Below are 26707 nucleotides of genomic sequence, written 5' to 3'. Positions count from 1 at the left end.
AAAAAAATTATAGATTTATCACTAGAAAATAATAATCTAAAAAATTATTCATCTGGCTGACCTAGCTTGCCGGCTTTCTTTTTTTCAAAATAATGTGCTAAATCTTTTCTTACTTCTGATGACATAATATAAAGACCAATCATATTTGGAACAGACATAGCTAAAATCATCATATCAGAGAAATCTAATACAGCCCCTAAACTGACAGAAGCACCAACAACCACGAATATCAAGAAAGTAATTTTGTATGTTAATTCTGATTTTTTAGTTTTTCCGAATAAGTAAGTCCAACCTCTCATTCCGTAGTATGACCATGAAATCATGGTAGAGAAAGCAAAGAGAAATACAGCTACTGCTAGAACATATGGGAACCAAGAAATGACAGAACCAAAGGCTAAAGCAGTCAAATTAACGCCAGTCACATCAGGAACTTCATGCATTCCTGTGAAAATCAAAACTAAAGCGGTTAATGTACAAACTACAACCGTGTCAATAAAAGGCTCCATCAATCCTACAAATCCTTCAGAAGGAGCATTATGCGTTTTTGTAGCACTATGTGCGATAGCTGCAGAACCCACTCCGGCTTCATTTGAAAAGGCGGCTCTTTGGAATCCAATAATTAAAACTCCTATAAACCCACCTTTCAATGCACTTGAATTTAAGGCTCCATTATAGATAGCGGAGAATGCAGGACCAATGTTTTCTATATTAATTCCAATAATTACTAGTGCGGCAGCTACATAAACTGCAGCCATAATAGGCACAACCTTTTCGGTTACTTTGGCAATACTTTCAATTCCACCTATAATAACTATACCAACTAAAACAGCTAAACCTATACCAAACCAAAAGCCCCAACCTTCTAATACGGCAAATTGAGTAGCCATAATTTGGAAGGACTGATTGGATTGAAACATATTTCCTGCGCCAAATGAAGCACCTACACAAAGAACAGCAAATACACCTGCTAATATTTTACCCAATCCTTTGATATTTCGTTTTTCTAATCCATGACGCAGATAATTCATGGGACCTCCAAATATTCTTCCATCGGCTTTAATTTCTCTGTATTTAACTCCCAGGGTACACTCCACAAACTTGGATGACATCCCTAAGAATCCAGCCAAAATCATCCAAAAAGTTGCACCCGCTCCACCTATAGAAATCGCTACGGCTACACCAGCAATATTTCCTAATCCAACTGTTGCTGATACTGCGGTCGCCAGCGCTTGAAAGTGTGTTACTTTTCCTGGAGCGTTAGGATCACTAAATTTACCTCTAGCTAATTCAATTGAATGTTTAAAGCCACGAATATTGATGAATCCTAATCTAAATGTGAAGAATATCGCACCAATAATTAGCCAGACCACAATAAACGGGATACTATTTTTTCTGATATCACCATTCGGGTATAAAAGTGGTCTTTCTTCATCAAAGGTGATACTGGCAAAATATTGAGCTCCTTGTTCTATTAAATCTTTCGTATTGTTTGGGCTGAAAATAACATCACCTTCAGCAACATTAAAATCAATTTCCCCATCTTCAGGTGCTTTCACAACATCCGCATCTTTTTTATCGATAGAAACAATTGCTATTTCATCTCCTTTCTTGACTTGAGTTCCATCCTTCACCAATTTCTTCTTTAAAAGAAATATTTTATCTGTCGTTGCAGTCCATTCTGGTGTTTTAATTAATTCTTCATCCGTGTAAATGATTGGATCATAAATACCAATAGCAGCAAAAGGGTCCCAAAACAATACTTTACTCATAAATTGGACAACGGGCTCGAATACTGCATTAAAATTTTCAGTTATAGATTCGGCTTCTATGGTAATGTTTTTAGTGATTGAAATATTTTCAGAATCTGAAATAATGACAGAATATTCTAAACCTTCGATCAATCCAGATGCATCAGATGCGGTCAGTGGTGTGTTTTTGTTTGACCATTTGAATCGATAGGGTGGTGTTCCTCCTGTAGTGTGTAATTTTATTTGACCATCATTGATGGTAGTGGTAGGATTTATAGTTTCTATTTCTACTTTTAGTGAATCACCTTCTTGAAAATTAGCGGCTGATACATTTTGAAGTGAATACGAAATTAGAAACGAGATGAAAATTAATCTTAAAATTTTGTTCATAGATAACAGATGTGTTAAGTAAAAACTGGTTTTAATTTGAATTTCAGTAAGACTATTTTTACTTCTTTAAGATAAAAGAAATAAGATAAATAGTGATTTGATCGTAAAAGACTAAAAAATCAACTTGCATGTATTGATTTTGTTCAAAGCTATAAAGAATTTATAAAACCACCATAGCTAATTCGATAAGTATAATTTTTGAGATATTCGTTAGATTCTTAAGAATCGTAATAATCCTAATTAAGTTATAAATAGTGATGGATATAGTATAAAATTGAATAATATAGCCATACTATTAGTCTGTTCGCTTTCGTTCTCCTCCAAATAAAAATGACTAGTTCGCATTTATTTATGAATACATTATCTGTATTGCTTATTTGCTGCTCAATGTTGTTTTCCTGCAGTCCAGGAACTGGAAATGAAAAAACTTATTATTCTGATTTCGAAGTAGAAATTGATACCATTCTGGTTGATTCTGAGGATGAGATTTTAATGGCTGGATCGGATATTTACACTTCAGGGGTTACAATTGACAATAAGAAACTATATAGCTTGGATCAAAAAAATTTCGCGCTTGAGATTATTGATACCGAAAATTATAGACTAGAAAATAAAGTATATTTCAAAAAAGAAGGTCCTGAAAGCTTAGGAACAGATTATTTTTATGATCTATTTCCTTTACCAAATGAACGATTTGGTTTTACTTTTTATGAAACATACAGAATTCATGACTTAAAAGGAAATCTTATTAAAGAAGTTAAATTAGATGAGAATTGGATTAATGGTAATTTAGAAGGCACAGAGCGTATTGAGTTATCTTCTGTGGATGTTCATGGAAATGTATTAGCAGGTATGCATTTTGATTTCGATAGTTTCAAACCAATTATGTTTTTACTTGATTCTGAAAAAGAAAAAGTTGAAAGTATTGAGTTACCAGAATTTGATAAGATAAAAAGATATAAAATTACGTTAAGGAGAAATGGAGGCTATTTAACTCACGCTGATCCAAATGTTTTTATAAAATTTCAAGAAGATAGTATCCTTATTTCTAATAGTGCATTTAACGATATCTACATCTATAAATGGGTGACCAAAGAATTAAAGCATATGACCTACAATCATCAATTAGTGCCTTCAGGAAAGCAAAAGACTTATCAAAATGATTCCGAATCTGAAGAAGAAATAATTCAAATCATTTATGATATATCAGAAGAGGTAGATTTTACCGAATTTTTTCGGGATGAACTGAATGATAAATATTATCGATTTGCTCATGAAGCCAATTATTTAGAAGATAAGGAGAATCCCACATATAAAGTATTTATGATGGTGTACGACAAAAAGCTAAAGCTAATAGGCGAAAAGGAATTAATGACCTTTGAAAGCGAGGTTACACCACTTTTTGTAAAGGATGGAAAAGTGCATTTTCACTTGAACATGGAAGATGAGCTAGGGTTTATTAGGATCGGTTTGAAAAACTAGTATTCCTAATAATTCCTAATTTCAAGTTGTATAGTTATTAATCTAGTTACTAAGAGCTCTCAATACGTGTTGACTTTGTAAGAACAAACACGTATTTTTGCTAAAAAACATTATGAACACTAAATTGACATTAACACTTGAAAAAGAAGTGATCGAGCTAGCCAAAAAATATGCTAAAGAAAAAGGTCAAAGTCTTTCTGAAATGGTTGAAAATTACTTTAAACTAGTAACTGTTAGCAGGCGGGAAATTAATGAAAAGCAACTTTCCCCTAAAGTCAGAAAACTAAGAGGAATAATCAAAATCGACCAAAAAATCGACTACAATCAAACCTTAACTGAAGAATTATCTAAAAAATATGGCATATAAAGTTTTTATAGACTCAGATGTAGTCATTGACTTTTTTACAGATAGAGAACCTCACGCAAATCCAGCAACCGAACTTTTTGAGTTGAATGAAAATGGGAATATTGTCTTGTTTCTATCAGCTGTAAGTATTAATAATACTTACTACATCGTCAGAAAATTTTTAGGACATAAGAAATCTCTGGAAGTGGTAGAATCCCTCACTGAGATGACTGAAATAATCGAAACATCAAAAGAAGAAATTATACAAGCGCTAAAAAATGATTTTAAAGACTTTGAGGATTCTATTCAGTATTCTTCGGCATTGACAATAAAGGGTTTAGATGCTATTATTACACGAAATATCAAAGATTACAAGAATTCAAAAATTGCCGTTATGACACCTTTGAATTTTCTGAATATGAAATATAAAAACGAAAGCTAAAAAACATAAAGAGTGTAGTGGTTTATTTAATTAGAATTGGAATGAAAGACTAAGCACGAAATGATCTTTAATATATTCAACTTGTACACATGCCAACTTGACAACCCGCTAACTTATCTTGCAAGTCCAAACAAATAATTTCAACTTTGATTTTTCATTATTGAACTATAATCAATTCAGTCAGTTTTAAGTACTATGGCAGAAACATCTCACTGGACAGGATCCGAAAAATATTTATGCGACCCAGCATTGGCGCAAGCTTTTCACATGGCAAGAACGCTTGGAATGCCACTTTTAATTGAAGGTGAACCAGGAACTGGAAAAACAGAATTACCTATTCATTATGCAAAAGATAGAGGTTTAGACCTTGAAGTTTATCCTGTTGGCTCCAAAAGTAATGTCGAGCAATTTGTGGCTCGATTTGACCATGTGAAATATTTGAGAGATTCACAGATTGAAATCTTGAATGCGCAACGAGAGGAAAAAGGATTGGATAGTAAATTAACTACAGGCGATCGAAATCCCGATTCGTTAAATCACTATGTGGTGAAAGGTCCGGCAGCAAAGGCCTATAGCAAACCTAATTCTGTTTTGTTGATTGATGAAATTGATAAGGCGCCAAGAGAATTCCCTAATGACTTATTGTATGCTTTAAGTCATAGAAAATTCATTATGCCAGAATCAGGGGAAGTAATTGAAGTTTCCGAAGAAGATATGCCTGCAATCGTCATTACTTCAAATCGGGAGCAAGAATTACCAACGGCATTTAAAGGAAGGTGTATTTATCATTATATCGGTTTCCCTGATGTGGATACGATGAACAAGATCATTGAAAAGCATCACCCGGGATTGGATGAGAAAGTTGTGAGAGTAGCACTAGACGTTTTTTATCATCTAAGAAGACTGGGATTAGAAAGGGCACCAACCACCCGAGAAATTTTGAATTGGCTTAAATATATGAGCGATATTGCTCCAGCTGATGCAGTTAAAAAAATTGCTGGATTGGAAGGTATAGGTGCTTTAATCAAAACGCAAGCCGATATGGAGCGAATTAGCAGAATGATTGGAGTTGACGAAAGCTTCGGTTCGAATTTGAATTAATTTCGCAAAGCAAAAAATCTGTTTGTAAAAACTTATAAAGCCACTTTTTCGGGGGCTTTATTTTTTTATCAGATTTTAATTGAAGTCTCAACCAACTCTAAAAGTCTCGCCTTTTTACTTTTCTTATAGTGCTGATGAGATTGTTTTTTTAATTGGATGATAACAGTACTAAATTTTTAAAATATTTAGATAATTATTTTGATACCGAAAATTAAAAAGTCATATATTTATAAAAATTTGTAAAATAATATAAATAACTATTTAAATTATAATTTAATAATGAAAAAATTAAGCCTTATTATACTCGCGCTTTTATGTTTATCGACTAGTTATGCGCAAATTAAAGATATTGATATAAAAATGTTGGCAGATGGAGAGTCAATAAATATGGAAGAGGGAATAAAATTAGGTAGCCTTCCCAAGCATTTGTCTTTATCGTCAAACGACATCATTACAGATACTTTAAGCTATATAGCTATTTCACTCGCAAGAGGGCCTTATCTTGTGGTACGTGAAGAATTTTCTAGTCATAAAGATTTTTCTAAGTTTGATTTTGAAGATTGGCTGTCTGAAAATGCTAAAGTAGAAGATAGAATTGTATTTGAGTTAGAAAAAAGCGATGAATCAACAGAGGGAAGTTCACTGATATTAGTTCTGGAAATCCATTAGAAATTTAATTCTGATTTTAGAATATAATTGAATTAGGCTTGCACATAGATTTATATTATTCTTTTATTATAAATCTATTTGGATCTAGGCAGGTACTTTTATAATACTCTAATTCCGAAGGAGCACAAACGCCTGGAAAATCGCCTTTATAGTCTTTCATGTCAGTTATAAGCTGGAAATGCAAATGGGGTGGCCAATCGCCATTTTCCGGATAGGGTCCCAGCTCGCTGAATTTATCACCTTTTTTGATGGTATCCCCAACTTCTATATTCTTCAAACTTCTGAGACTTAGATGTCCGTAAAGTGTGTAAAGTTTTTGGGTGTTTATCTGGTGTTCAAGAATGATAGTGGGACCGTAGTCACCGAAATTATTATTGTTCGCAAAACTGTGAACTTTGGCATCTAAGGGAGCGTGTAAAGCATGAAAAGCTTCGCACCAAACATCAATTCCCAAATGCATACAGCGAGATTCACCTTGTTGAAAATGCGTACTTCTTTGATAAATCATTCGGTTTTCTAAATAACCACCATAGCCATATTTTTTTTTCTTTAGGTTAAGATACCCAAAAACATACTCGTTAAAAATAGGAGTGGATTGGAGATCAAGTTTGACTAAATCAGCATTCTGATTTGAGAAATCGAGTAACTGACTATTTTGCTGGTTTAGCCATTCACCCATCACAGGGCAAATGGTGTGTTGATCTAATTGCATCAAGATTTATAATTTAGCTTTTGCAAAACTACAATTTCAATTCTGGTAAAAAAAGAACTGCCATAAGCTATTAGCCTATGGCAGTACAATTTAACTTAACTAAAAAATTATCTTTTATACTTTTGACATGTTTGGCTTGGGTGCACCTGCCATTATCTCTTCATTAGCGAATTCTTCATATTTTTTGAAGTTTTCATTAAATCCTTTTGCAAGCTTATTAGCCATTTCATAATATCCCTTATCATTTTTCCATGTTTCCCTTGGGCTTAATACCTCGGAAGGAACATCAGGACAAGTAGCAGGAATAGCACATCCAAAAATGGAGTGATTTCTATAGCCAACATCATCTAAGCCACCATTTAAAGCAGCTGTAATCATAGCTCTAGTATATTTTAGCTTCATTCTAGAACCAACTCCATAAGGTCCACCTGACCAGCCAGTGTTGACTAACCAAACTGTAACTTGCTGTTCGTCCATTTTCTTACCGAGCATTTCTGCATATTTTGTTGGATGCAATGGAAGGAAAGGAGCCCCGAAACAAGCACTAAAAACAGTTTGTGGTTCAGTGACACCAGCTTCAGTTCCTGCAACCTTTGCCGTATAACCAGAGATGAAGTGATACATCGCTTGTCCTTTAGATAGCCTGGAAATTGGAGGCAAAACTCCATAAGCATCACAGGTTAAAAAGAAAATGTTTTTTGGAATTCCTCCAATTGATGGAGAAACTGCATTATCAATATGATGAATAGGATAAGCTGTTCTAGTATTTTCGGTTACTTCAGTGTTTTCATAATCTACTGACCTTGTACCAGCATGGAATCTCGTATTTTCAACTATTGCTCCAAATTTGATTGCTTTATAGATTTGAGGTTCTTTCTCTTCTGTTAAATCAATGGTTTTTGCATAGCAACCGCCTTCAAAATTAAATACTCCATTTTCAGTCCATCCATGTTCATCATCGCCAATTAGACCTCTGTTTTCATCAGCCGATAAGGTTGTTTTTCCTGTACCAGATAATCCAAAAAATATTGCAGTATCGCCATCCGCTTTTTCACTCATGTTGGCAGAGCAATGCATAGAAAGCACATTATGATCTGTTGGTAATGTATAGTTCAATACAGAGAAAATACCTTTCTTCATTTCACCAGCATAACCTGTTCCACCAATTAGAATGATGTTTTTAGTGAAATTAACAATTGCAAAGTTTTTTTGACGTGTCCCATCTACTTCAGGGTCTGCCTCAAATTCAGGAGCATTGATGATAGTAAACGTAGGTTCGAAAGTTTCTAATTTATATTTTTCTGGTCGTAAAAACATATTGTAGCAAAATAGATTATGCCACGCTTGTGTGTTTACTACTCTTAAATTTAAACGGTAAGTTTTATCAGCTCCAGCGTAAGCATCTCTAACATAAACTTTTTTGTTCTCAAGGAATTTGAGCATTTTTTCGTGGAGAGCATCAAATTTAACTGAATCAAATGGGATGTTAATATCTCCCCACCATACAGTATCTTTCGTTCTATCATCTTTCACGATAAATTTATCTTTAGGAGAACGACCTGTAAATTTACCTGTATCGCACATTAAGGCGCCAGTATCGGTTAATACTCCTTCTCCATTTGCCAAAGCATGTTCCGTCAATTCAGCAGGGCTGAGGTTCCAATAAGCTTCTGCAACATTATTTAATCCAAGGCTTTCTAAACCGGATTTAGCGGACTTTAATCCAAATTCCTTCATTCTTTTTATAATTTTGCTAGGTATAACATGAATTGGCTAGCAAAGTTATATAATTTACGCTGCTTAAAAAGTAATTTCTAAATCATTTACAAATGTTTTCATAGTGTATGTATTACACTTTCTACCAAAATTGGGGCTGATTTTCGCTTCTGATTTGTTTTAATGAAAAGCCCGTATTAGATTTAGCATTTTAATTTTCAAAATAAAGTTAACTTTTAGATAATATGAGCTCCGAAAAAACTTTTTTTGGCCACCCAAGAGGATTGGCAACCTTGTTCTTTACAGAATTTTGGGAACGTTTCAGTTACTATGGAATGAGAGCCCTTTTGGTTCTTTTTATGGTGGCATCAATCGAAACAGGTGGACTGGGATTGGATGATAAATCTGCTACAGCAATCTATGGTTTATATACCATGTTTGTTTATTTGCTTGCGCTCCCTGGTGGGTGGTTAGCGGATAGATTTTTTGGATTACAAAAAGCTGTTTGGTACGGTGGAATCATCATTGCGTGTGGTCACTTTGCTATGGCTATTCCTACGCAAGAATTCTTCTTTATTGGATTGATTTTAATTGTGATTGGTACGGGCTTGTTAAAACCTAATATCAGCAGTATAGTAGGAGGACTTTATAAAGATGATGAACCAGCCAGAAGAGATGCTGGATTTTCTGTATTTTATATGGGTATTAATCTTGGAGCTTTCATAGCACCATTGATAACAGGTTATTTAGGAGAAAGCGTAAACTGGCATTACGGCTTTGCCGCTGCTGGTTTCGGAATGCTTGTGGGAGTAATTCAATACAGAGCGTCCTCAAAACATTTAGGAGATATAGGGTTAAAGCCTGAAGGTTTTGATCCTGCAAGCGAGAAGCAAATTGCCTTTAGAAAGAAAGTGAAATTAGGTATTTTTGCATTTTTAAGTGCACTTATAATCCTTGTTCTATTAACTACTTTAGGTTATATTAATGTAGATGTTGTAAGTGTTGCTAATATAGCTTCATATGTTGTAGCTGCTACTTTAGTTTTATTTTTTGTGGCCATATTTTTATTTGGGGGACTGAACAGGGACGAAAAGAAAAAAATTGGAGCAATTGCTATTTTGTTAGTTTTTTCAGCAGTTTTCTGGTCAGGCTTTGAACAGGCAGGCTCATCTTTAAATTTATTTGCTGAAAGATATACTGATAGAATAATTGGTGGATGGGAAATGCCAGCTAGCTTTTTGCAAAGTGCTAATCCTCTGTTTATTATTATTCTCTCACCAGTTTTTGGATGGCTTTGGATACAATTAGCAAAAAAGAACCTTAATCCTAGTATTCCATTAAAGTTCGCATTTGGTCTTTTATTCTTAGGATTAGGATTTGCAACTATGATTGTGGCTGCAATGTTTGTAGTCTCATCTGATACCGTTTTGCCTACTTGGTTATTAATGACTTACTTCTTGCACACCACTGGTGAATTATTTTTAAGTCCGGTAGGTTTAAGTGCTGTTACTAAATTAGCTCCAAAACGATTAGTAGGACAAATGATGGGTGCTTGGTTTATGTCAGTTGCATTTGGAAATCTCATTGCTGGACTTGTGGCAGGACAGTTCAGTCAAGATGCCATTTCAGAAGATCCAGGCTTATTGCCAGATATTTTCCAATTCATTACACTATTCATCGTTGCAGCAGGTATTTTGGCATTAATTTTTACACCTATAATCCGAAAATTAACTGGTAATGTTCACTAAATATTATTAATTCTTGTCATTTAATTATTATATTTTTTCAAAAAATAATTGTAATTTGTCAGTTGAATTAAATATCCAATTTACGTTTAGGTAAAAAATGGTAAATACCTTAAATAAATTTAAAAATCTGAAAGAAAACGAGCAATTATTGTTGGCGTATCAAGGTATTATAACTGATAGCCTTACAAATAATTTACTGACTATAGCTGAAAATAAATTAGCTATGACAGAGTATAATTCAAGAATCAAAAAAAAGGTATTTAATATTTTAGTAGAGGTATTACAAAATATTTATCATAATCAAACTGAACTAAAATCCTCTTCTGGAAATTACCAAGAAATTTCGGTCATGGTGGTGAAAGATTCACAGAAATACCATGTCATTTCAGGTAATTATATAACAACCAAAAACAAAGCTTTCCTTAAACAACGCATCGAAGAAATAAACCAATTGAATAGCGAAGAGTTAAGGTCAAAATACAGAAGTAAACTAGATGAAGGCGTATTTTCAGAGAAAGGTCGAGCAGGTTTAGGAATTATGGATATGATCCGTAAATCGGGTGAGCCATTAGACTTTGATTTCAAATCTATCAATAAAGACTTTACTTATTTTAGTTTACAAGTGAATATACAACATTAAGTAAAATTAAATAATATGGAAGCTTATTATCTAGAAGCGACACCCAAGACACCTAAATTAGATTTTAACCCTGATGCCGATACATTTTTAATATCGGGTAGGTCTATTCCTGAAAATTCCATCGAATTTTATAAGCCATTGCTCGATTGGTTGGAAAATTATGTTCATAATCCGTTAGAATCTACTACTTTTGAGGTAAAACTTGAATACTTCAATACAAGCTCTTCAAAATGTTTAGTTGAAATCTTCCGAAAGCTCGAAAAAATCAATGATACGGGTAAAAAAATCAAAATTGATTGGTACTTCGAGCAAGAGGATGAAGATATGGAAGAATCCGGTGAAGATTTTAAGCAAATTATTAAAATTCCATTTAATATGATGGAAATTAAAGACTAAACGTATATGCCAAAAAGTTTTGCCCAGTCCGATGTTTTTCAAGCTGAGATCGATTTTCTCAATGAAGTTCGTGTGCTTGCTGAAGACGACAATATCCCGACTGAAAAGGTAAAGGAAAATTATAAACTTTTATGCGAGAAATATGATAGATTGATTGGTGAGGCTAAGTTATTAACCTCGGTTAGTGACCGCTTGCATGCCAAATTAAATGAGGCCAATGAAAAATTAAAAAAGCAATCAGATGAAATCAATAAGATTAATGACGACCTTAAAGTCAATAATCAGTTATTGCAAGATACAATTGACCAATTAGTGAAAGCAAAAGTTGGTAGAAAAGCTTCGTCTATAGTACTTTTAATTGCTATTCTATTATTTATTGTTTCAGAGGGTTTCCTAGAGCCATTTGTGGAGAACAGAGCTGGTAATGAACAAGTTGGGTTTATTTTTAAACTAGGAATAGCCGTATTATTGAAACCGATTGATGTCTTGGTAGAGCGCTATATGATGAGAAGAGCGTTAAAACAGAGAGATAGGGCTTAAAAAGTTGGGCAAGGAATGTATTGCTTTTTTCTTCTCTTTTTCAACTGAGCTTCGAAATCAAATATGATGGAAATTTCATGAGCTCCGCCTGAAGCTGCACCAAATTCTGAAAGCGTAAAATCATAGCTGTAACCGGCTTGAAATTCATCAAATAATAGTCCGAATTTGAAAATTAGCGCATCACGATCATATAAATTCTCATTTGCATCAGTTCTTCTAAAAGGAACACCTCTAAACCATAAGCCAGCAGAAATAGGGTCATAGTGCCAGTTAAATCCCAAATCTAATTGATCATTTATACCCTGTCTTTTATATACAAAAGATGGAGCTATACTTGAAATATTGTCCATTTTCTTCGGTCCATTATACAATGGGATTCTGACCCCTCCATGAATACTAATTTTCATATTTAGTGGATTAGAATCTCCAATTAGTGACATCTCAGGTTCTGTAATATGATGTAAAGCAAATCCTCCCCATAGTTTTTCGCTATAGACTAACATACCACCTGAAAAATCGAAAAATTGGATATTTTGAACATTACCTAATTCATCATCGAAAGTAAAACTTCTTCCATCCAAAAGTTGGTCTCCTAAAGTGAGGCCGTTTTGATTTAGACCAGTGAAATTGTATGCAAATTGTAAACCAGTACTAATAACTAATTTATTTGCAATGGCAGTTCTGTAAGAATAAAGAAAGCTAGCATTCGTATTACCCAAATTTCCAGATCCGGCAACATCACGTGTAATCATCATTCCAAATCCGCTACTTAAATGGTCTAGGTTATAATCATAAGCCAGAGCATTGGTTACGTAGGCTCTAGGAAGGCTTGGCCACTGAACCCTTGAGTTGAAGGTGAAACGATGCATTTTACCCAAGCCTGTAAAAGCAGGATTTAGATAAATAGGAGATTCATGATATTGCGAAAACTGAAAATCTTGCGCTTGTGATCCATGTATAGTGAACAAAACACTTACTCCTAAAAATAAAGCAAGTGACTTATCAATTAATATTTTATAGAATTTTTCCATTAGCACCTCAATTCAACTTATTACAGTACAAAGTCCGCATTTGAACAAAATTTATCATCTAATTAAAGTTATATCTCCAATCTTAGTATCTCTTCTTCCATTTTCAAAAACTAGTTCGAGGCGATATACGTATACACCTTTCGGCATTAACACACCATTATAGTAGCCATCCCAACCTACATTCTTATCAGTAGATTCAAAAAGTAATTCTCCCCATCTGTTGTAAATCTTCATATTAAATTCTGAGACACCTTCGACCTGCGGAAGGAAAAAATCATTTTGAACTGGATTTGAACTTCCTGTTCCTGGGCCAGCTCTGCTCGGAGTAAATGCATTTGGAACTTTCGATTCTCCTCCCAAAACAACTTTTACCTGAGAACTCAGGCTAATTGAATCAGAACATCCAGTTTCTGTATTTATGGCAATTAGCGTAATATTATAAATTCCGCTATCGGCATAAGCATGAATTGGTTCTTCATCGAATGATTCATTTCCATCACCAAACTTCCAAATATATTCATCGGCACCTTCGCTTAAGTTGACAAATCGGACTTCCTCGGTAGTAAATACCTGTTGATATTCCTCAGGTATGGTAAATGAAGCAGTAGGTGTTTCATTTACGATGATCAGGTCTTCCTTAATAACTTCAGTTCTTTGCCCCGTTATATTGGTGGCTGATAAAGTCACGGTGTAAGTTCCTGGGTTTCGATAAACATGTGTCGGGTTTTCTACTGCCGAAACTCTTTGTCCGTCACCAAACTCCCATCTATAAGTAGCAGGGTCTGCAAATTGTGTAAGGTTTTCAAATTCCACAACTAATGGTAAACATCCCTCTTTTGGATCGGCATCAAAATCTATAATAGGAGGGATTGCACCAATGGTTACAGAAGTTTGATAGGTATCAGTACACTGACCATTAGTTGCAGTCATTCTGATAACAAAAGTCCCGAAAGTGCCATACTCATGAGGTGCTGGATCTACTTCTGTGGAAGTAGTGGCATCTCCAAAAGTCCATTCATATTCCCATTCATTTTTGTTAGTCGTATTATTTGTAATAGTAACTGTACTTTCAGGCAGAATCATTTCTTCTGGTGACGCTTCAAAACTAGCTTCCAATTCAGGATAAACTTCTTTTAATGCACTACCGCTTACTGTGCCAGTACAACTATTAGGTGAATTACTATCTACCACTGAAACTAATGTATAAGTAGTGGTGGTGGTAGGGAATACAGGTTCAAAATGTCTGTTAAATGAGGTTGTGAAAGAAAAATTTTGATTCCCATCTGTATAGGTAATTGTCCAAGGTCCTACACCTGATTGATCAAAAATCAATTCTGTTACTTCCCCATTACAAGTCACATCATTTCCTGAGATTTCAGAAGTAGGTAAATTATTTACATTAATACTAACTGGTCCTCCCAAGCTATTTCCTAAGCACCCTCTATTGTCTATTAATTCAATAACTCTATAAACAGTTGAAGCTTCTGGAGTTAAAGTAATCGATTGCCCATTTTGAAGATTATTATATTCTAAAGTATCCTGATTAGCAGTCATCAAAACATCAAATGGACCATCACCTGTAAAATTAAATGTGATGTTACTGCTTTCTCCTAGACAAACAGTATTATCTCCTTCAATTTCAACTTGCGGTCGATCATAAGCAGTCACAACAGCTGTTCCGGAAATATCTCCCGTACAATTTGGAGTATTTGAATCTCTTACATCAACTAAAGTATAGTTAGTAGTTCCTGTATTAGGGAAAACATCAAAATTATGCACATAGGTGTCATTTTCAGGATCATGACCAGCTGGTGGAGTTATGTTTGGAATGGTAAAAGTATTATTCCCATCAGTATAACGGATAGTCCAAGGTGCATAGCCTGTTAATTCTATTCCCAATTCTACACTTTCATTTGCACAGATATTATCAAAATTTCCAATAATATTAGCAGTTGGTTTTGGATTGATGCTTACCGTAACGGAACCCTCAACAGTACCGCTACAAACAGGCATGTTGCTGTCTGTTACGGAAACTAGTTCATAGGTAGTAGCTACCTCTGGGCTTACTTCCAATTGATAAACCGGGGAACTAATATTCTCTATTATAAAATTTGAATTTTGATCTGTATAAGTCAAATCCCATGGGCCAGCACCAGTTAAATTGATAAATAAATTAGTGGTCCCGTCTTCACAGATTGTAGCATCACCTGATATGCTTGCTGTTGGTGCAAAATTTACATTTACAAAAGCATTTCCACTTACACTTGCAGCATTACAATTTGGATATTCTCTATCTATCACATCCAATACAAAGTAATTACGCGATTGAGTAGGAGTGATGGTTTCAATATGTCCATCATTAATATTTTCCAAAGTATCATTTTCTACACCATCACTATAGATTACATCAAATCCTTGGCTGCCTTCTCCACTTAAATCAAATATTAAGCTAGTCTCAACTCCAGGGCAAATAGTGTTTGGACCATTTAAACTTAGACTAACAGAAGGTCCCGAAAGGACTGTAACTGCTAAAATACTTGGATCACCGAAACAACCATTATCATTTATTTCAGTCACTTGTACATCTCCAGAAAATGAACTGAAATTAATTTTAACCTGATTTCCATTTGCATTTTGACTACTGATAAATGCCCCGAGTGGCAATTGCCAATTATAAGTGGATCCCATACTATGTGGAATGCTATAAACAACTTCTTGTTGAAAACTACATACTTCAGAAGGTCCAGTTAAGTTAGGAGTTGAAAATTCAGGATAAATGGTCAATTCTTGAATCTCTGAAGTATCAGAACAATTACCAACTCCTGAACTTACAATATGTCTTACTTCATAAATAATATCACTTCCAGTAGTATTTTCAAAAACATCAGAAGTAGAGCCATTAGTTTCACCACCTGAAATTGTATTCCAAGTTGCAGAACCTTGAATTCTTCTTTGATATACATAATTTCCTGTTAAACCGGTTCCTCTTGAAGTACTAGTAAAATTTACTTCTAATGGGGAACAACCTTCATCCATATTTTGGAAAAATAAGGCTTCTATAAGAGGGTTAAGTTGAATGTTCACCGTTTCATTTAAAATACAACCATCTGTAGTCTCTGCTGTTACTGTTACGGTATAATTGTCTGTTCCGAAATAGCTTAATCTATTGGTGAAAATATGAGTTTGATTAGCATCTGAGGTAGTGGTTAATGGAGTTGATCCATCACCCCAATTCCAAGTAAATTCAGTGTCAGTAGGAACATCTACATTATTGAGCTCAAATTCAAACTCATAATCTCCATTTTCATCTATTTGGCATAAAGGACTATCGATCACATCTACCTCAAAATCAGGGGATGGGAATACCGTGATTTCTTTTATATCTGCCGTATCTCTACATCCTCCTTCACCTTGTACTACATATAAAATCTCCCAAATCTCTGTATTTATGGTATTGTTTTCAAATAATTCTGTTGCTGTACCACTATTCGAGATAGTACCATCAATTGGATCCCAAGTAGTCGCCCCTTGCAATCTTTTAAAATATTCGTGACCGCCACTAATAGAAGTACCTAATGAAGAACTAGTAAAAGTCACATTTAAAGGATCACAACCTTCCTCAGGATTTGCATTAAACTGTGCTTGTAACCTAGGGTGTAGATTCACTACTTTTGAAACACTTACTGAGCAATTATTTGGTGTTTCTGCGGTTAGCGTTACGGTATAACTATCATCACCAAAGAAACTAGCTCTATTGCTGAATTCATGATTTACTGTAGTATCTTGGTCGGTAGTAAGACTGCTTCCATCGCCCCAATTCCAGGTATATTCAGTGCCTGGAGGAACTTCATTAGTTGAGATTTCAAAATTAAAATCATAATCTTCTTGACAAGCTGGGTTAGGAGAGGTGATATCAAAATCAATGTCAGGTTCTTGAAAAACCCTCACTACTACGGTAGAATCATCTCTACAACCCGCAAAAGATTCACCAATTAAGATAATTTTGTAATCTATGTATGGAGCTGATGTATTTGGTAATGGAGGAAGTGTTAAATTATTAAATCCTGCTGGATTGGATGAACCTTTTACTGTCGGTCCACCATTAAAAACTAAATCATCATTTGGCAATCGAACCTCCCAAGATAAATCGAAATTCCTGCCAGATGGCAAAGCACTAGATTCATTGATGATGGTAACTTGCAATGGCGCACAACCCTCTGAAATATTTGTAGTAAAATTTACTTCTGGAGTTTCCCTAATAGTGAGACTAATTGGAGGATCAGATGCTACATCACAAGTACTTGGCAATAAAGCATTCAATCTTATTTCATAATTAGCAGAATCCGTGAATTCATATTCAAAAATATCACCTGGAGCAGAAGCCGTAAAATCAGTATTTCCAGTTACTGTATTTCCGTCAATTACAGTGGAATCATTAATATTATCCAAATTTTTGATTATCAATTCCCATTCAGTTCCTGCTGGTACATCAGCTGGGTTGGTATTATTCACAAAACCATAAACTGAAGGAGCACAGAATTCATTTCCAACAGTGTCTAAAACTATGTTAATATTTTCTTTAGGTAGTATAATATCATTAAATGGATCAGATAGATCACTTTGACATCCAAATGGGTTGGTGGTTTCTAATCTTACTTCCACATTTACTTGCGGGTCTCCAATATCTGGTCGAGCATAACTCACCCAGAACTCCGCCCCATCGTTTTGAGTGGAGAGTGTATCGCCTACTGTTTGAACTTGCCAATCATAAGTTAATAATCCTGGTTGCTCTGCTTCAAAATAATAAGTAACTGAATCGCAAGTTACGACTGTGTCAATAGGTAGGAAGTCGGAGGTTGGTTTAGGTCGTACTGTTACTGTTCTTTCTGAACTACTAATACAGACTCCCTGAGCATATGGTTGAAGTTCAACAGTAAAATTTATTGGACCTACATTTGGATAATCATTTTCAAAATTAAAATTAAAATCATAGTCTTCTCTGTTCCCACTGGTATGTAAAATTGTATCTCCTCCCAAAACGATATTTCCATTTTTGGCCGTCCAAACTACAGAGTCATTAGCATTTAATCTGTTGTTTGTGGTGTTATCAATTCTGAAAAAGAATTGCTGAGGAGAACAATAAGGTGGATTGTATGTTACATCAGGAGAAAAACTTTCAAAAATATCAAAGCCAGATGCACTTCCAGGTAAAACATCGACTAAAAGAGGAGCTGATTTAATGAGACAATTATTATCAGTGTTTCCATCGGTAGGATTTGCAGTAGCCACTAATCTTATGGAATAAATTTCATTAGTTGCATTTCGGTTGTCAAATATATCAGGAATTAGAAAAGAGCCTGAATCACCTATTGTTTTAGTAATGATTGTCGTCAAACTATCTATCTCTAAATAATAGTCTACATCAACAACGGAAGCATCGTTATTGAACTCATCCGAATTATTGAAAAATTTAATTAGTGTCCCAGGGCATATAGGATCACCTAAATAGGGATCATCTTCTTGAAAACCTTCATAATCCTGTCCGTAAAATGCCTGAAGATCAGCATCAGGATTGGCATAAACAGTTATAGTATTTACAGTAGTGTCACTATAGCAACCCTTGTCAGAGCGAGTGATTAGGGCAACATCATAGTCACCTGCAGCTCCCAGACTTCTTGTAAAATTGTTATCATTATTACTGGCCAATTCTGTGTTAAATGTAACCCCATCATATGAGAAATCCCAAAGCCATTCATTAATAACCTCTCCGTTAATTACTGTTGGGATATTTGAGCTAGAAGGATCAAAGTTTGTAACTTCTCCTTCACAAACCCCTGTCCCAGTAAATTGTGCTTCTGGGCTGTCATAAACATAAATATCTAGTTGATCCGTTGAAGTACAATTGGTTGAGCCATCTAAAATAGTTAATTCAATTCTGTAGTGGCCTGTATCAGAAATTACAAGCGGATTGGAAGGATAAGTAAACGCTGTTACCCCACCACCCCCATCGTCAATATTATCTATAAGAGAGCTTGTAGGAGCTATTTTTTCAATATTCCATTCAGTAGTAAGATTAGCTGTTTTTGCTGAGGTTTCATCAGTTAACTCCAGATTGAGAGGCAAACTTTCTGCACAGATTTCATAAATATTATCTACTGTATTTGGTGATCCAAATGTTCCATCATCAAAGCCAATAGTGGCAATAGGTGTACCTATTATTTCATATTGAGCAGTTACACTTGAACTACAACCGCCAGTAATATTGGTGCTATTATTTACTTTTATTACTTCTACAGTTTTAACACCTGGAGAATTTAAGTCATCTGCATCAGGCCCAGTAGTATTTTCATCATCAAGTGTTCTATTTTGATTATTGTAACTAACAATTAACGGATCGCCAGTTGTAGACCCATCGTATATATTTATCGTCCATGGACCAGGCCCTAAATCAGAGCCCCCATTAGTAATTCTAATTGGTTCTTCTGGGCAAAAAAGATTGCCAGGTTTAGGATCCCCGTTATCATCAGTTATTGAAATTGGATTTAAGACAGGCTCATCAACTATTAAAATTCTTATTGTAAAATTTTCGGGTGCAAAATCGGCATTAGCAGCAGCAGTTAAGGCAGGAGTGCTTGGGTCATCTGGATCATCAAAAGGATTACATACATTCCATGCATTTAGTTGTATATCAAGATATTGACCTGCAACTGTGTTTGTTCCATCAATGGTTATTGACCCAGTTGGATCCATGTCAATGTCACCAGTGGCAAGATTTGGTCCTGGATCATTTTGAATTATCTCTTCTAAATTTAGATTTGAAGCTACTCCACCGATATTAAATGTTGCATTCACGTTTGCTCCATTAATAACCACATCCGGTATTGGGTTTCCACCATCTACATTATAAACCCACTGGAACCACCTTTCTGAAGTGTTGTTGGTCAAAGGGCAATTATAATTACTGACATTATTTAATGGGTTTATAGTTACTGACTCCCCTTCACATACACGGATGATTGGTGCGTCTTCTATACCCAATTCTCCTGGAAAAATATTGTCTTTTTCCCAATAAACAGTTGGTAATGTGTTGGTAGAACTATTGCAAACTTCAGAACTTGGGTGTGTTTCAGGATCTTCTCCTGCATTAACAAATACTATAGAAACATCTACATTAAATTCACATTCAGGTAAGTCTTCAGGATAAAGGTGATATGCATATCTATTATTACTAAATACAGGTGAACCTACTGGTGCCTCAGCTGGAATATTATCTATTACCCAGTTTCCTCCATCCAAAACCGAATTATAATATTCAATAGCCCCTGCATAACCCCAATCTACTTGTACATAAACATCTTTGCCTGCAGGAACATCTACAGATGAAAATCTCTTACCGACCCAAACTTCTTTCTCTCCCCCACAAAAATTATTTTCAATTGGGTCAAATGTCCCTGTTCCACTAGTTGCTCCACATTGTCCATTTACCTTTGTTGTATTTAATAACAATAGGTAAATTGTAAATGTGAAAAGTACTCCATTAATATAGCCACTCTTCTGAAACATTATACAAACATACAAATTTTAATTGGTGTGAAAAATACTATAGTTTATCGAATAATACATTTATTTTATCGAATGGTAAGTGGTTAAAATATAATCTAAAATTTAAATAATTATAAATAAGTTCCTTTTCTTAAGTTTAACCTTCTATTTTAATATCTAGTAAAACTTAAACTTACAATTGTAACATAGTAACCGAACATGAAGATAATTTATTTTTCATCAGATAATTCAATTATTGATTTAAAAATTTATCTATTACACTAACTTTTCTAATAAATTTTAGACGGAATATATTTAGGGCAAGCGGTATAGCGTTTCTTTTTAATTCTAGCTGATTTTTTATTATCCCGAATATTAAATAAACTATATTTGCCGCATGAAAAATACTGGTTACATTTTACTACTTATAATTCTCCTAAGTGCTTGTTTGCCTGATGAGCCTGGTTTTGATGGCTTCAGAAGAGCAGAGGTACAAAGATTGTTGTCCAACCAAGATAGTAAAAGATGGAGTTTAGATGAGCGTTTTTTATTTAATGAACAAGTTTCTTTTGATTTATGTGAAAATCCAAGACAATTGATTTTTAGCTTTACTGCTGCTAATAATGATAAAGATTCTCTTTGGTATGTAAATCCTGCTGATACTTGTGGAAATTCAACTGATACCTTAAAAGGATTTTGGTTTGTGCCCCCAACCCAAACTCGTGAAACTTCAATAGATACTGTTGTTTTTGTTTGGGAACGAACCGATACCGCCTATTTTCAATTGGATGATATTAACCCTAAAAGCTTTAGCATCAGTACATTTTTTAAAGAAGATAGCTTAAGAGAATCTTTCACTCATTTTCCACTTCCTCCTGAAGAAGAAGAAGAGGAAGAAGATGGTGAAGGGAATTAAAGTTGGTAATTGTATACATTAAAAAAGCTAATATTTTATATAGTTTTTCAATAGCCTAAAAGTTGACCGATTGGGTATGCGTCAGACGGTTGAAACATTCACTGGGCTGGCGGTTTGCGGTTTGTTGCTATTTTAACCATATGTTAAATTTGATGAATTGTCTTCTGTGCGTCATTCCTGCGAAGGCAGGAATCTTGTCCTATTGAAACGAAGTTTCAATAAAGTATCAATTGGTAATCCCTTCCTTAATATGTACTTTCTACACTCCTAATTCCATTCTTATATTTTAACCTTTGGTTAAAATCAATAGATTCCTGCCTCCCGACTAAAGTACGGGACAGGTTACGCAGTAATGACGTTCTAAACTAATATATTGCTATATTAAAACTATTACACATATAATGAAAAGTGTTTTATTGATCAGAGCATTTGATATCCTATGTTGTATGTGTCGAAACCATCCAAGGGATGAACTGTAATAAAAATCAAGCCTTCATAAATCTTTTAAAATTTCTTTAAGTGACAACCTCTGAACACTTTTAAAGATATCTTCTTGATCTTCTATTCCTTCCGGCAACCATTTTTCTGCTGTGATGCCCATAAAAGCTAAATCTATGTCAGAATATTCTGTTTCAATTTTATGTTCCTTTATTTCTTCTAAATAATTAGCAAACTCATCATTCGCATTTAGAATATCATCATAATGAAGTTGAATGGCTTTTATGATTGCTTTTCTTTTCTCCTTAGCATTTGGTTCATCATCTAATTCTTCTCTTTTGAGGGTAATATTGCCAATACTTAAGTCATTGCTGACTATAAATTCATCCTCTTCATAGTCCCAAATCACATTCTTTCGGTTTTTTACTAAAGGCATTAAGTCCTTTGGATTTAGTGGTGCCGCCAGAAATATTTTCCCCATTCCGCTTCTTGCGTCTAAATTGGCCACCGTCAGCCAACTTTCATCTGCTAACTCATCTTTATGGCCAATTGCGGCTATACTTCCATTAGATAATTGAAATTGAGCATTATTTCCTCTTTTTGCGGAGGCAATTCTATCCGGATATGCCATGGCTAATAAATACCCTATGGCATAAGGATCAACTTCTTTATTATCTTCTTCAATTTTAAAAAGCGAACGGTAAGAGTTAGCAATTTTTTCAATTTTATTGAAATTTTTGCCAAGTCTATTTTCCTTTCTTAAGGTTCTTAAAGTTTGAATTCGCTCGCTTATATCAGCTCCAGCTTTTTTGTAAAGTGGATCTTTTTCTTCCAATAGAGAAGCCAAATCAATGGCTAACGATATACCATCTTTAGCTTTCACCAACATATGCGCTAAGCGGGGATGGCAGGGGAGTTGATGCATTTGTTTTCCAATCGCTGTTATGGATTTGCTTTCATCCAATGCTTCCAGGTCTAGCAAAAGATTTTCTGCATAAATCAATTTGTCTAAAGGGGGAGGGGTAAGCCAAAAGAGCCTTTTGCTTTCATGAATTTTACGAGCAGCTAAATCTAATTTGAGATTTGCTAAATCAGCAAACAAAATTTCAGCCAAACGATGACTGGGTTTTGTACTTTGCTCTGCTTCCGTCCACATTCTGTAGCATTTCCCTGGAGCTAATCTTCCTGCTCTCCCTGCTCTTTGTGTGGCCTCATCCTTAGAAATGGATTGCGTTTTTAAGCTGCTCAAGGCAGTATTAGGATCGAAAACGGAATTCTTTTTCAATCCAGTGTCAATTACAACTTTAATACCTTCTATTGTCAAACTGGTTTCAGCAATTGAAGTAGCCAAAACAATTTTTCGCTTTCCTTCAGGATGCGGTTGAACGGCTGCCCATTGCTTGTTCCAAGCCAATTGACCAAAAAGCGGATAAATAGCAGCTTTGGTTTTCGATTTCCTTAGTAAATCCTGAATGGCTAAAATATCACCCTGACCTGGTAGAAAAACCAAAATATCGCCTTCATCATCGTATAAGGATTTTTTAATTTGCTCGGTTGTTAATTCTGCAATAAGTCTATTGTCCAGATTTCCAGCATAAACAATATCAACAGGATATTGTCGGCCTTTACTAGCTACTACTTTCGCATTTAAAGCTTTTGCGAGTAATTGCTGGTTTAAAGTAGCGGACATGATGAGGAGTTTTAAATCAGGACGGGTATTCTGTTGTGTAAACCGAGCCAAAGCCAAAGCTACATCCGCATGAATATTGCGTTCATGAAATTCATCAAAAATAATAATAGCAACATCTTTTAGCTCTGGGTCGCTATCCATCATTTTATTAAGAATTCCTTCAGTTACGACCTCAATTCTTGTCTTATCAGAAATTCTTGTTTCAAATCTTATCCTGTATCCAACTGTTTCTCCCACATTCTCACCTAATAGTTGTGACATTCTCTGGGCAATAGATTTTGCAGCCAATCGTCTCGGCTCCAGCATAATGATTTTTTGATTTTCACCCTTCAAAAGTTCCAATAATGCCAAAGGAATGATGGTGCTTTTTCCTGCTCCTGCTTCAGCATTTAAGATGAGATTCTGATCTTCTTTGAACTTTTGAAGAACTTCTGGAAGAATATTAATGATAGGTAAATCAACTTTCGATAAATCTATTTTTGGCATATAGCAAAGATAATGGAGAAAGATAGTTTTTAGTGGGTTAAACTAAAAAAGCTTCTCAAGAGTGATTTCTCTTAAGAAGCTTTGGATAAATTTTATAAATTATTTGAGTTAGAAGTTTTGACCTTCTTCACCGCCACCTTTTTGGTCATCATTAGAAATCCTGCTTCTTTTTTGTCTCGCTTTATAATCTAACTGACCAAATTTATAACTAAAATTAAGTCCGATTGAACGGAAAGGAATCGCAAATACGTTTCTTTGATAGAAGTCGCTTTCAATATCGCCTAATTCAGTTTCGAATGGTTTTCTTTCTTTGAATGGTTCTACAATTGATAAGCCTATGCTCCCTCTTTTATCCCATAATTGCTTTTTAATGCCCATTCCAAAAATAGAGAATGCAGGATTATACCCTTGCAAGGTCTGTCTTCTTGGTCTGGCAAATCCGAAAGCATCAATCATCCAATCATTTGGTAATTTTAGGTTAGAATTGATGTTTCCGCTAAATAACCAAGCATTGTTTTCTACATCTTCTCCTTGAATTACACCTTCAGCCATAAAGTAGTTTGCATTAACCCCACCGCGAATAGTCCAGATTTTGAATAGCTCTGTTGATACAAATAAATTTGAGCCTAGGTTCTGCTGCGTTCCTACGTTTTCAAAAGTAGTAACAGTGGCATTTCGAGCCGGGTCTTCAAAAATTACGGATTGAATTACCTCACTAATGTCATTATAGAAAGCTGAAACGTTAATAGAAGTACCTTTCATAAACGTACTAAATCCAACTTCATAATTATCTGAAAGCTCAGGATTTAAGGTTGGATTACCGAAACTAATGTTATTGATGTTTCCAATTTCTATATATGGGTTTACATTACCCAAACTAGGTCTTTGAATCCTTCTATTGTAAGAGACTTTTACCGAATTGAATTTTCCAAACTTTTGATTCACGATTACGCTTGGTAACCAGTTTTCGTAAGAAAGTGGTTCAAAGTTTTGTTCCGTGGCCTCTGCAAAACTTCCTTGAAGTCCTGTATATTCGTAGCGAACGCCAGCAATAACCCCAAGATTTTTAGTGATATTGGTCTGAGTTGAAAAGTAACCCGCATACACATCCTGATTATAGTAAAAAATATCGGTCCTGTTATCTACTATTTCATATTGATTTGAACCTTGAGCTTGTGCTTCATATTGAAAATCACTTTCAATATCTCTGATAATCGATTTAAATCCAGTTTCTACTTTGAATTTCTCACCGAATGGGTGTGTATAATCAATTTGAATGGTATTTTCTGTATTATTACCATCGTTTATGTTTCTGGCTACTTCGTAATTTTCAGGAGCCTCTTGCCTGATTTCAAATTGTTGGTCTCTTATATTACCATCAATTTTATAGGATGCTGAAAGTTCTCTTCCTTCCTGATTTGGGAATTTCATGATATAATCTAATGACCACTCAAAACCCCAGTTTTGAGAATTATTATCCTGATATCTCTGGTAAGCATTTTCTTCATTACCTAAAGTCGTGGATACAGCGTTTTCACCTTCTGATGTACTGTTAAATCCCCTCAATCTGATACTGGTAGATAAACTATGGAAGGCATTAAAATCATAAAATGCACCCATATTTCCAAAATAGCCTAATCTATTGCTCAAGTTACGGCCATTTTGTTCTCTTATATTGGTTTGACCGTTAACTACTGTTTTCTGATAAAAATCAGTAGTAGCATACTGAGGCCATGAATAAAATGAGCTTCCATTGGCGTTAAAACCTAAACGACCTTTACCCGCATTAATGCCTACCACTCCACGATTGATACGAGTACCAGCCGTTAAATCAACATTTCCAGCAAATCCTTGAGGGGTTTGTTTCTTCGTAATGATATTGATGATACCTGCAGTTCCTTCGCCATCATATTTTGCAGAAGGAGAAGTGATGACTTCCACACTTTTAATTTGGTCTGAAGGGATCATTTTTAAAGCATCTCCGGTACTTGAACCAAACATGCTGCTTGGTTTGCCATTTATAAGGATTTGTACATTTGAATTTCCTCTTAAGGATACATTTCCATCCTGGTCTACAGACAATAATGGAGCTCTTCTTAACACGTCAGAGGCATCTCCACCCATATTGGCAACGTCTTGCTCTGCATTATAAACGATTCTATCAATTTTATTTTCAATAGTTTCCCTTTGACCGGAAACTACAACTTCATCTAATTGATCCGTATCCGCTGAGAGTTGAATTTTTTCGAAATTATGGTCAGGCTCCTTGGGGGTTAGCTCCACTTGTTGAGTAAATTTCTGATATCCAACAAAAGAAACCTCAACGGTGTATTTCCCTAGCTTCAATCCAATTAATTTAAAACTTCCGTCATCACCTGTTACAACTCCATTTATGGTTTCTCCAGTTTGTGGGGATTTAACAACCACTGTAGCATAAGAAACTGTTTCCGAAGTTTTTTCATCATAAATGGTTCCCGTTATTCTCCCTGTAATTTGAGAACTTGCAGCTCCACCATAGCTACCTCTTTGCTGGGCAAAGGAAAGGCTGCTAATAAATAATAATGTTAATAATAATCTGTATTTCATATTCTCAATTTGTTGCTACAAAGGTAGACAGAATTAAGGTGATAATGTTATTTTTTATACACTGAAGGTAATTCTGCTGTCTTTCGAT

17 protein-coding genes are annotated in these 26707 nt (G+C 34.9%); 10 read left to right on the top strand and 7 right to left on the bottom strand.

The features are described 5' to 3' along the window. Window positions 1–44: 44 nt before the first annotated feature. Window positions 45–2138: an amino acid carrier protein gene (locus VFM92_RS11025; RefSeq protein WP_325122278.1), complete on the bottom strand. Its 2094-nt coding sequence runs from the start codon at window positions 2136–2138 to the stop codon at window positions 45–47. A 351-nt stretch (window positions 2139–2489) separates the two neighbouring features. Between VFM92_RS11025 and VFM92_RS11020 the strand changes: the two genes are divergently transcribed. From VFM92_RS11020 to VFM92_RS11000, 5 genes are all read left to right on the top strand, one after another. Further along, complete coding sequence (locus VFM92_RS11020; protein ID WP_325122277.1) at window positions 2490–3620, top strand: DUF4221 family protein; 1131 nt, start codon at window positions 2490–2492, stop codon at window positions 3618–3620. A 112-nt stretch (window positions 3621–3732) separates the two neighbouring features. Beyond that, window positions 3733–3987, top strand: a complete 255-nt coding sequence (locus VFM92_RS11015; protein ID WP_325122276.1) for a DUF6364 family protein — start codon at window positions 3733–3735, stop codon at window positions 3985–3987. Next, complete coding sequence (locus VFM92_RS11010) at window positions 3977–4408, top strand: PIN domain-containing protein (protein ID WP_325122275.1); 432 nt, start codon at window positions 3977–3979, stop codon at window positions 4406–4408. The genes VFM92_RS11015 and VFM92_RS11010 overlap by 11 nt, the downstream gene beginning before the upstream one ends. A gap of 195 nt (window positions 4409–4603) precedes the next feature. Next, complete coding sequence (locus VFM92_RS11005) at window positions 4604–5509, top strand: MoxR family ATPase (RefSeq protein WP_325122274.1); 906 nt, start codon at window positions 4604–4606, stop codon at window positions 5507–5509. Window positions 5510–5788: 279 nt separating this feature from the next. Then, complete coding sequence (locus VFM92_RS11000; protein ID WP_325122273.1) at window positions 5789–6178, top strand: hypothetical protein; 390 nt, start codon at window positions 5789–5791, stop codon at window positions 6176–6178. 55 nt (window positions 6179–6233) lie between these two features. On the opposite strand, the gene VFM92_RS10995 is transcribed toward VFM92_RS11000, so the two are convergent. Continuing rightward, complete coding sequence (locus VFM92_RS10995) at window positions 6234–6890, bottom strand: peptidoglycan DD-metalloendopeptidase family protein (RefSeq protein ID WP_325122272.1); 657 nt, start codon at window positions 6888–6890, stop codon at window positions 6234–6236. 114 nt (window positions 6891–7004) lie between these two features. Next, entirely contained in the window at window positions 7005–8627 is a 1623-nt protein-coding gene (gene pckA, locus VFM92_RS10990) for a phosphoenolpyruvate carboxykinase (ATP) (protein WP_325122271.1), read from the bottom strand. Window positions 8628–8851: 224 nt separating this feature from the next. On the opposite strand from pckA, the gene VFM92_RS10985 reads away from it, so the two are divergent. From VFM92_RS10985 to VFM92_RS10970, 4 genes are all read left to right on the top strand, one after another. Then, window positions 8852–10354, top strand: coding sequence for a peptide MFS transporter (locus VFM92_RS10985; protein WP_325122270.1), 1503 nt, complete (start codon window positions 8852–8854; stop codon window positions 10352–10354). Between the two features lie 97 nt (window positions 10355–10451). Next, window positions 10452–10994: a SiaB family protein kinase gene (locus VFM92_RS10980; RefSeq protein ID WP_325122269.1), complete on the top strand. Its 543-nt coding sequence runs from the start codon at window positions 10452–10454 to the stop codon at window positions 10992–10994. Window positions 10995–11009: 15 nt separating this feature from the next. Next, window positions 11010–11390 (top strand): DUF1987 domain-containing protein, encoded by a 381-nt coding sequence (locus VFM92_RS10975; protein WP_325122268.1) that lies wholly within the window; start codon window positions 11010–11012, stop codon window positions 11388–11390. Between the two features lie 6 nt (window positions 11391–11396). After that, window positions 11397–11930 carry a hypothetical protein gene (locus VFM92_RS10970; protein ID WP_325122267.1) on the top strand — a complete coding sequence of 178 codons (534 nt, stop codon included), beginning with the start codon at window positions 11397–11399 and terminating at the stop codon, window positions 11928–11930. Here VFM92_RS10970 and VFM92_RS10965 read toward each other — a convergent pair. Beyond that, window positions 11927–12961, bottom strand: coding sequence for a PorP/SprF family type IX secretion system membrane protein (locus VFM92_RS10965; protein ID WP_325122266.1), 1035 nt, complete (start codon window positions 12959–12961; stop codon window positions 11927–11929). The genes VFM92_RS10970 and VFM92_RS10965 overlap by 4 nt on opposite strands. A 54-nt stretch (window positions 12962–13015) precedes the next feature. Further along, window positions 13016–20524 (bottom strand): PKD domain-containing protein, encoded by a 7509-nt coding sequence (locus VFM92_RS10960; protein ID WP_325122265.1) that lies wholly within the window; start codon window positions 20522–20524, stop codon window positions 13016–13018. A gap of 376 nt (window positions 20525–20900) precedes the next feature. Between VFM92_RS10960 and VFM92_RS10955 the strand changes: the two genes are divergently transcribed. After that, window positions 20901–21419, top strand: coding sequence for a hypothetical protein (locus tag VFM92_RS10955; RefSeq protein ID WP_325122264.1), 519 nt, complete (start codon window positions 20901–20903; stop codon window positions 21417–21419). 493 nt (window positions 21420–21912) lie between these two features. Here the strand turns inward: VFM92_RS10955 and hrpB are convergent, their stop codons facing one another. Further along, window positions 21913–24033, bottom strand: coding sequence for an ATP-dependent helicase HrpB (gene hrpB, locus VFM92_RS10950; RefSeq protein ID WP_325122263.1), 2121 nt, complete (start codon window positions 24031–24033; stop codon window positions 21913–21915). 108 nt (window positions 24034–24141) lie between these two features. Beyond that, window positions 24142–26619: a TonB-dependent receptor domain-containing protein gene (locus VFM92_RS10945; RefSeq protein ID WP_325122262.1), complete on the bottom strand. Its 2478-nt coding sequence runs from the start codon at window positions 26617–26619 to the stop codon at window positions 24142–24144. Between the last annotated feature and the right edge of the window lie 88 nt (window positions 26620–26707).

It is taken from the genome of Marivirga sp. (assembly GCF_035704835.1).
GTDB lineage: Bacteria > Bacteroidota > Bacteroidia > Cytophagales > Cyclobacteriaceae > Marivirga.
The sequence above is the reverse complement of the archived record's forward strand: the minus strand, read 5'-3'. Positions and strand labels throughout refer to the sequence as shown.

Bases quoted from the DNA above. Each gene is read 5' to 3' on its own strand.
- VFM92_RS11020 (WP_325122277.1), top strand. From the start codon at position 2,490: ATGAATACATTATCTGTATTGCTTATTTGCTGCTCAATGTTGTTTTCC.
- VFM92_RS10945 (WP_325122262.1), bottom strand. From the start codon at position 26,619: ATGAAATACAGATTATTATTAACATTATTATTTATTAGCAGCCTTTCC.
- VFM92_RS11005 (WP_325122274.1), top strand. From the start codon at position 4,604: ATGGCAGAAACATCTCACTGGACAGGATCCGAAAAATATTTATGCGAC.
- VFM92_RS10960 (WP_325122265.1), bottom strand. From the start codon at position 20,524: ATGTTTCAGAAGAGTGGCTATATTAATGGAGTACTTTTCACATTTACA.
- VFM92_RS11025 (WP_325122278.1), bottom strand. From the start codon at position 2,138: ATGAACAAAATTTTAAGATTAATTTTCATCTCGTTTCTAATTTCGTAT.
- VFM92_RS10955 (WP_325122264.1), top strand. From the start codon at position 20,901: ATGAAAAATACTGGTTACATTTTACTACTTATAATTCTCCTAAGTGCT.
- VFM92_RS10965 (WP_325122266.1), bottom strand. From the start codon at position 12,961: ATGGAAAAATTCTATAAAATATTAATTGATAAGTCACTTGCTTTATTT.
- VFM92_RS11000 (WP_325122273.1), top strand. From the start codon at position 5,789: ATGAAAAAATTAAGCCTTATTATACTCGCGCTTTTATGTTTATCGACT.
- VFM92_RS10975 (WP_325122268.1), top strand. From the start codon at position 11,010: ATGGAAGCTTATTATCTAGAAGCGACACCCAAGACACCTAAATTAGAT.
- hrpB (WP_325122263.1), bottom strand. From the start codon at position 24,033: ATGCCAAAAATAGATTTATCGAAAGTTGATTTACCTATCATTAATATT.
- VFM92_RS10985 (WP_325122270.1), top strand. From the start codon at position 8,852: ATGAGCTCCGAAAAAACTTTTTTTGGCCACCCAAGAGGATTGGCAACC.
- VFM92_RS10970 (WP_325122267.1), top strand. From the start codon at position 11,397: ATGCCAAAAAGTTTTGCCCAGTCCGATGTTTTTCAAGCTGAGATCGAT.
- pckA (WP_325122271.1), bottom strand. From the start codon at position 8,627: ATGAAGGAATTTGGATTAAAGTCCGCTAAATCCGGTTTAGAAAGCCTT.
- VFM92_RS10980 (WP_325122269.1), top strand. From the start codon at position 10,452: ATGGTAAATACCTTAAATAAATTTAAAAATCTGAAAGAAAACGAGCAA.
- VFM92_RS11015 (WP_325122276.1), top strand. From the start codon at position 3,733: ATGAACACTAAATTGACATTAACACTTGAAAAAGAAGTGATCGAGCTA.
- VFM92_RS10995 (WP_325122272.1), bottom strand. From the start codon at position 6,890: ATGCAATTAGATCAACACACCATTTGCCCTGTGATGGGTGAATGGCTA.
- VFM92_RS11010 (WP_325122275.1), top strand. From the start codon at position 3,977: ATGGCATATAAAGTTTTTATAGACTCAGATGTAGTCATTGACTTTTTT.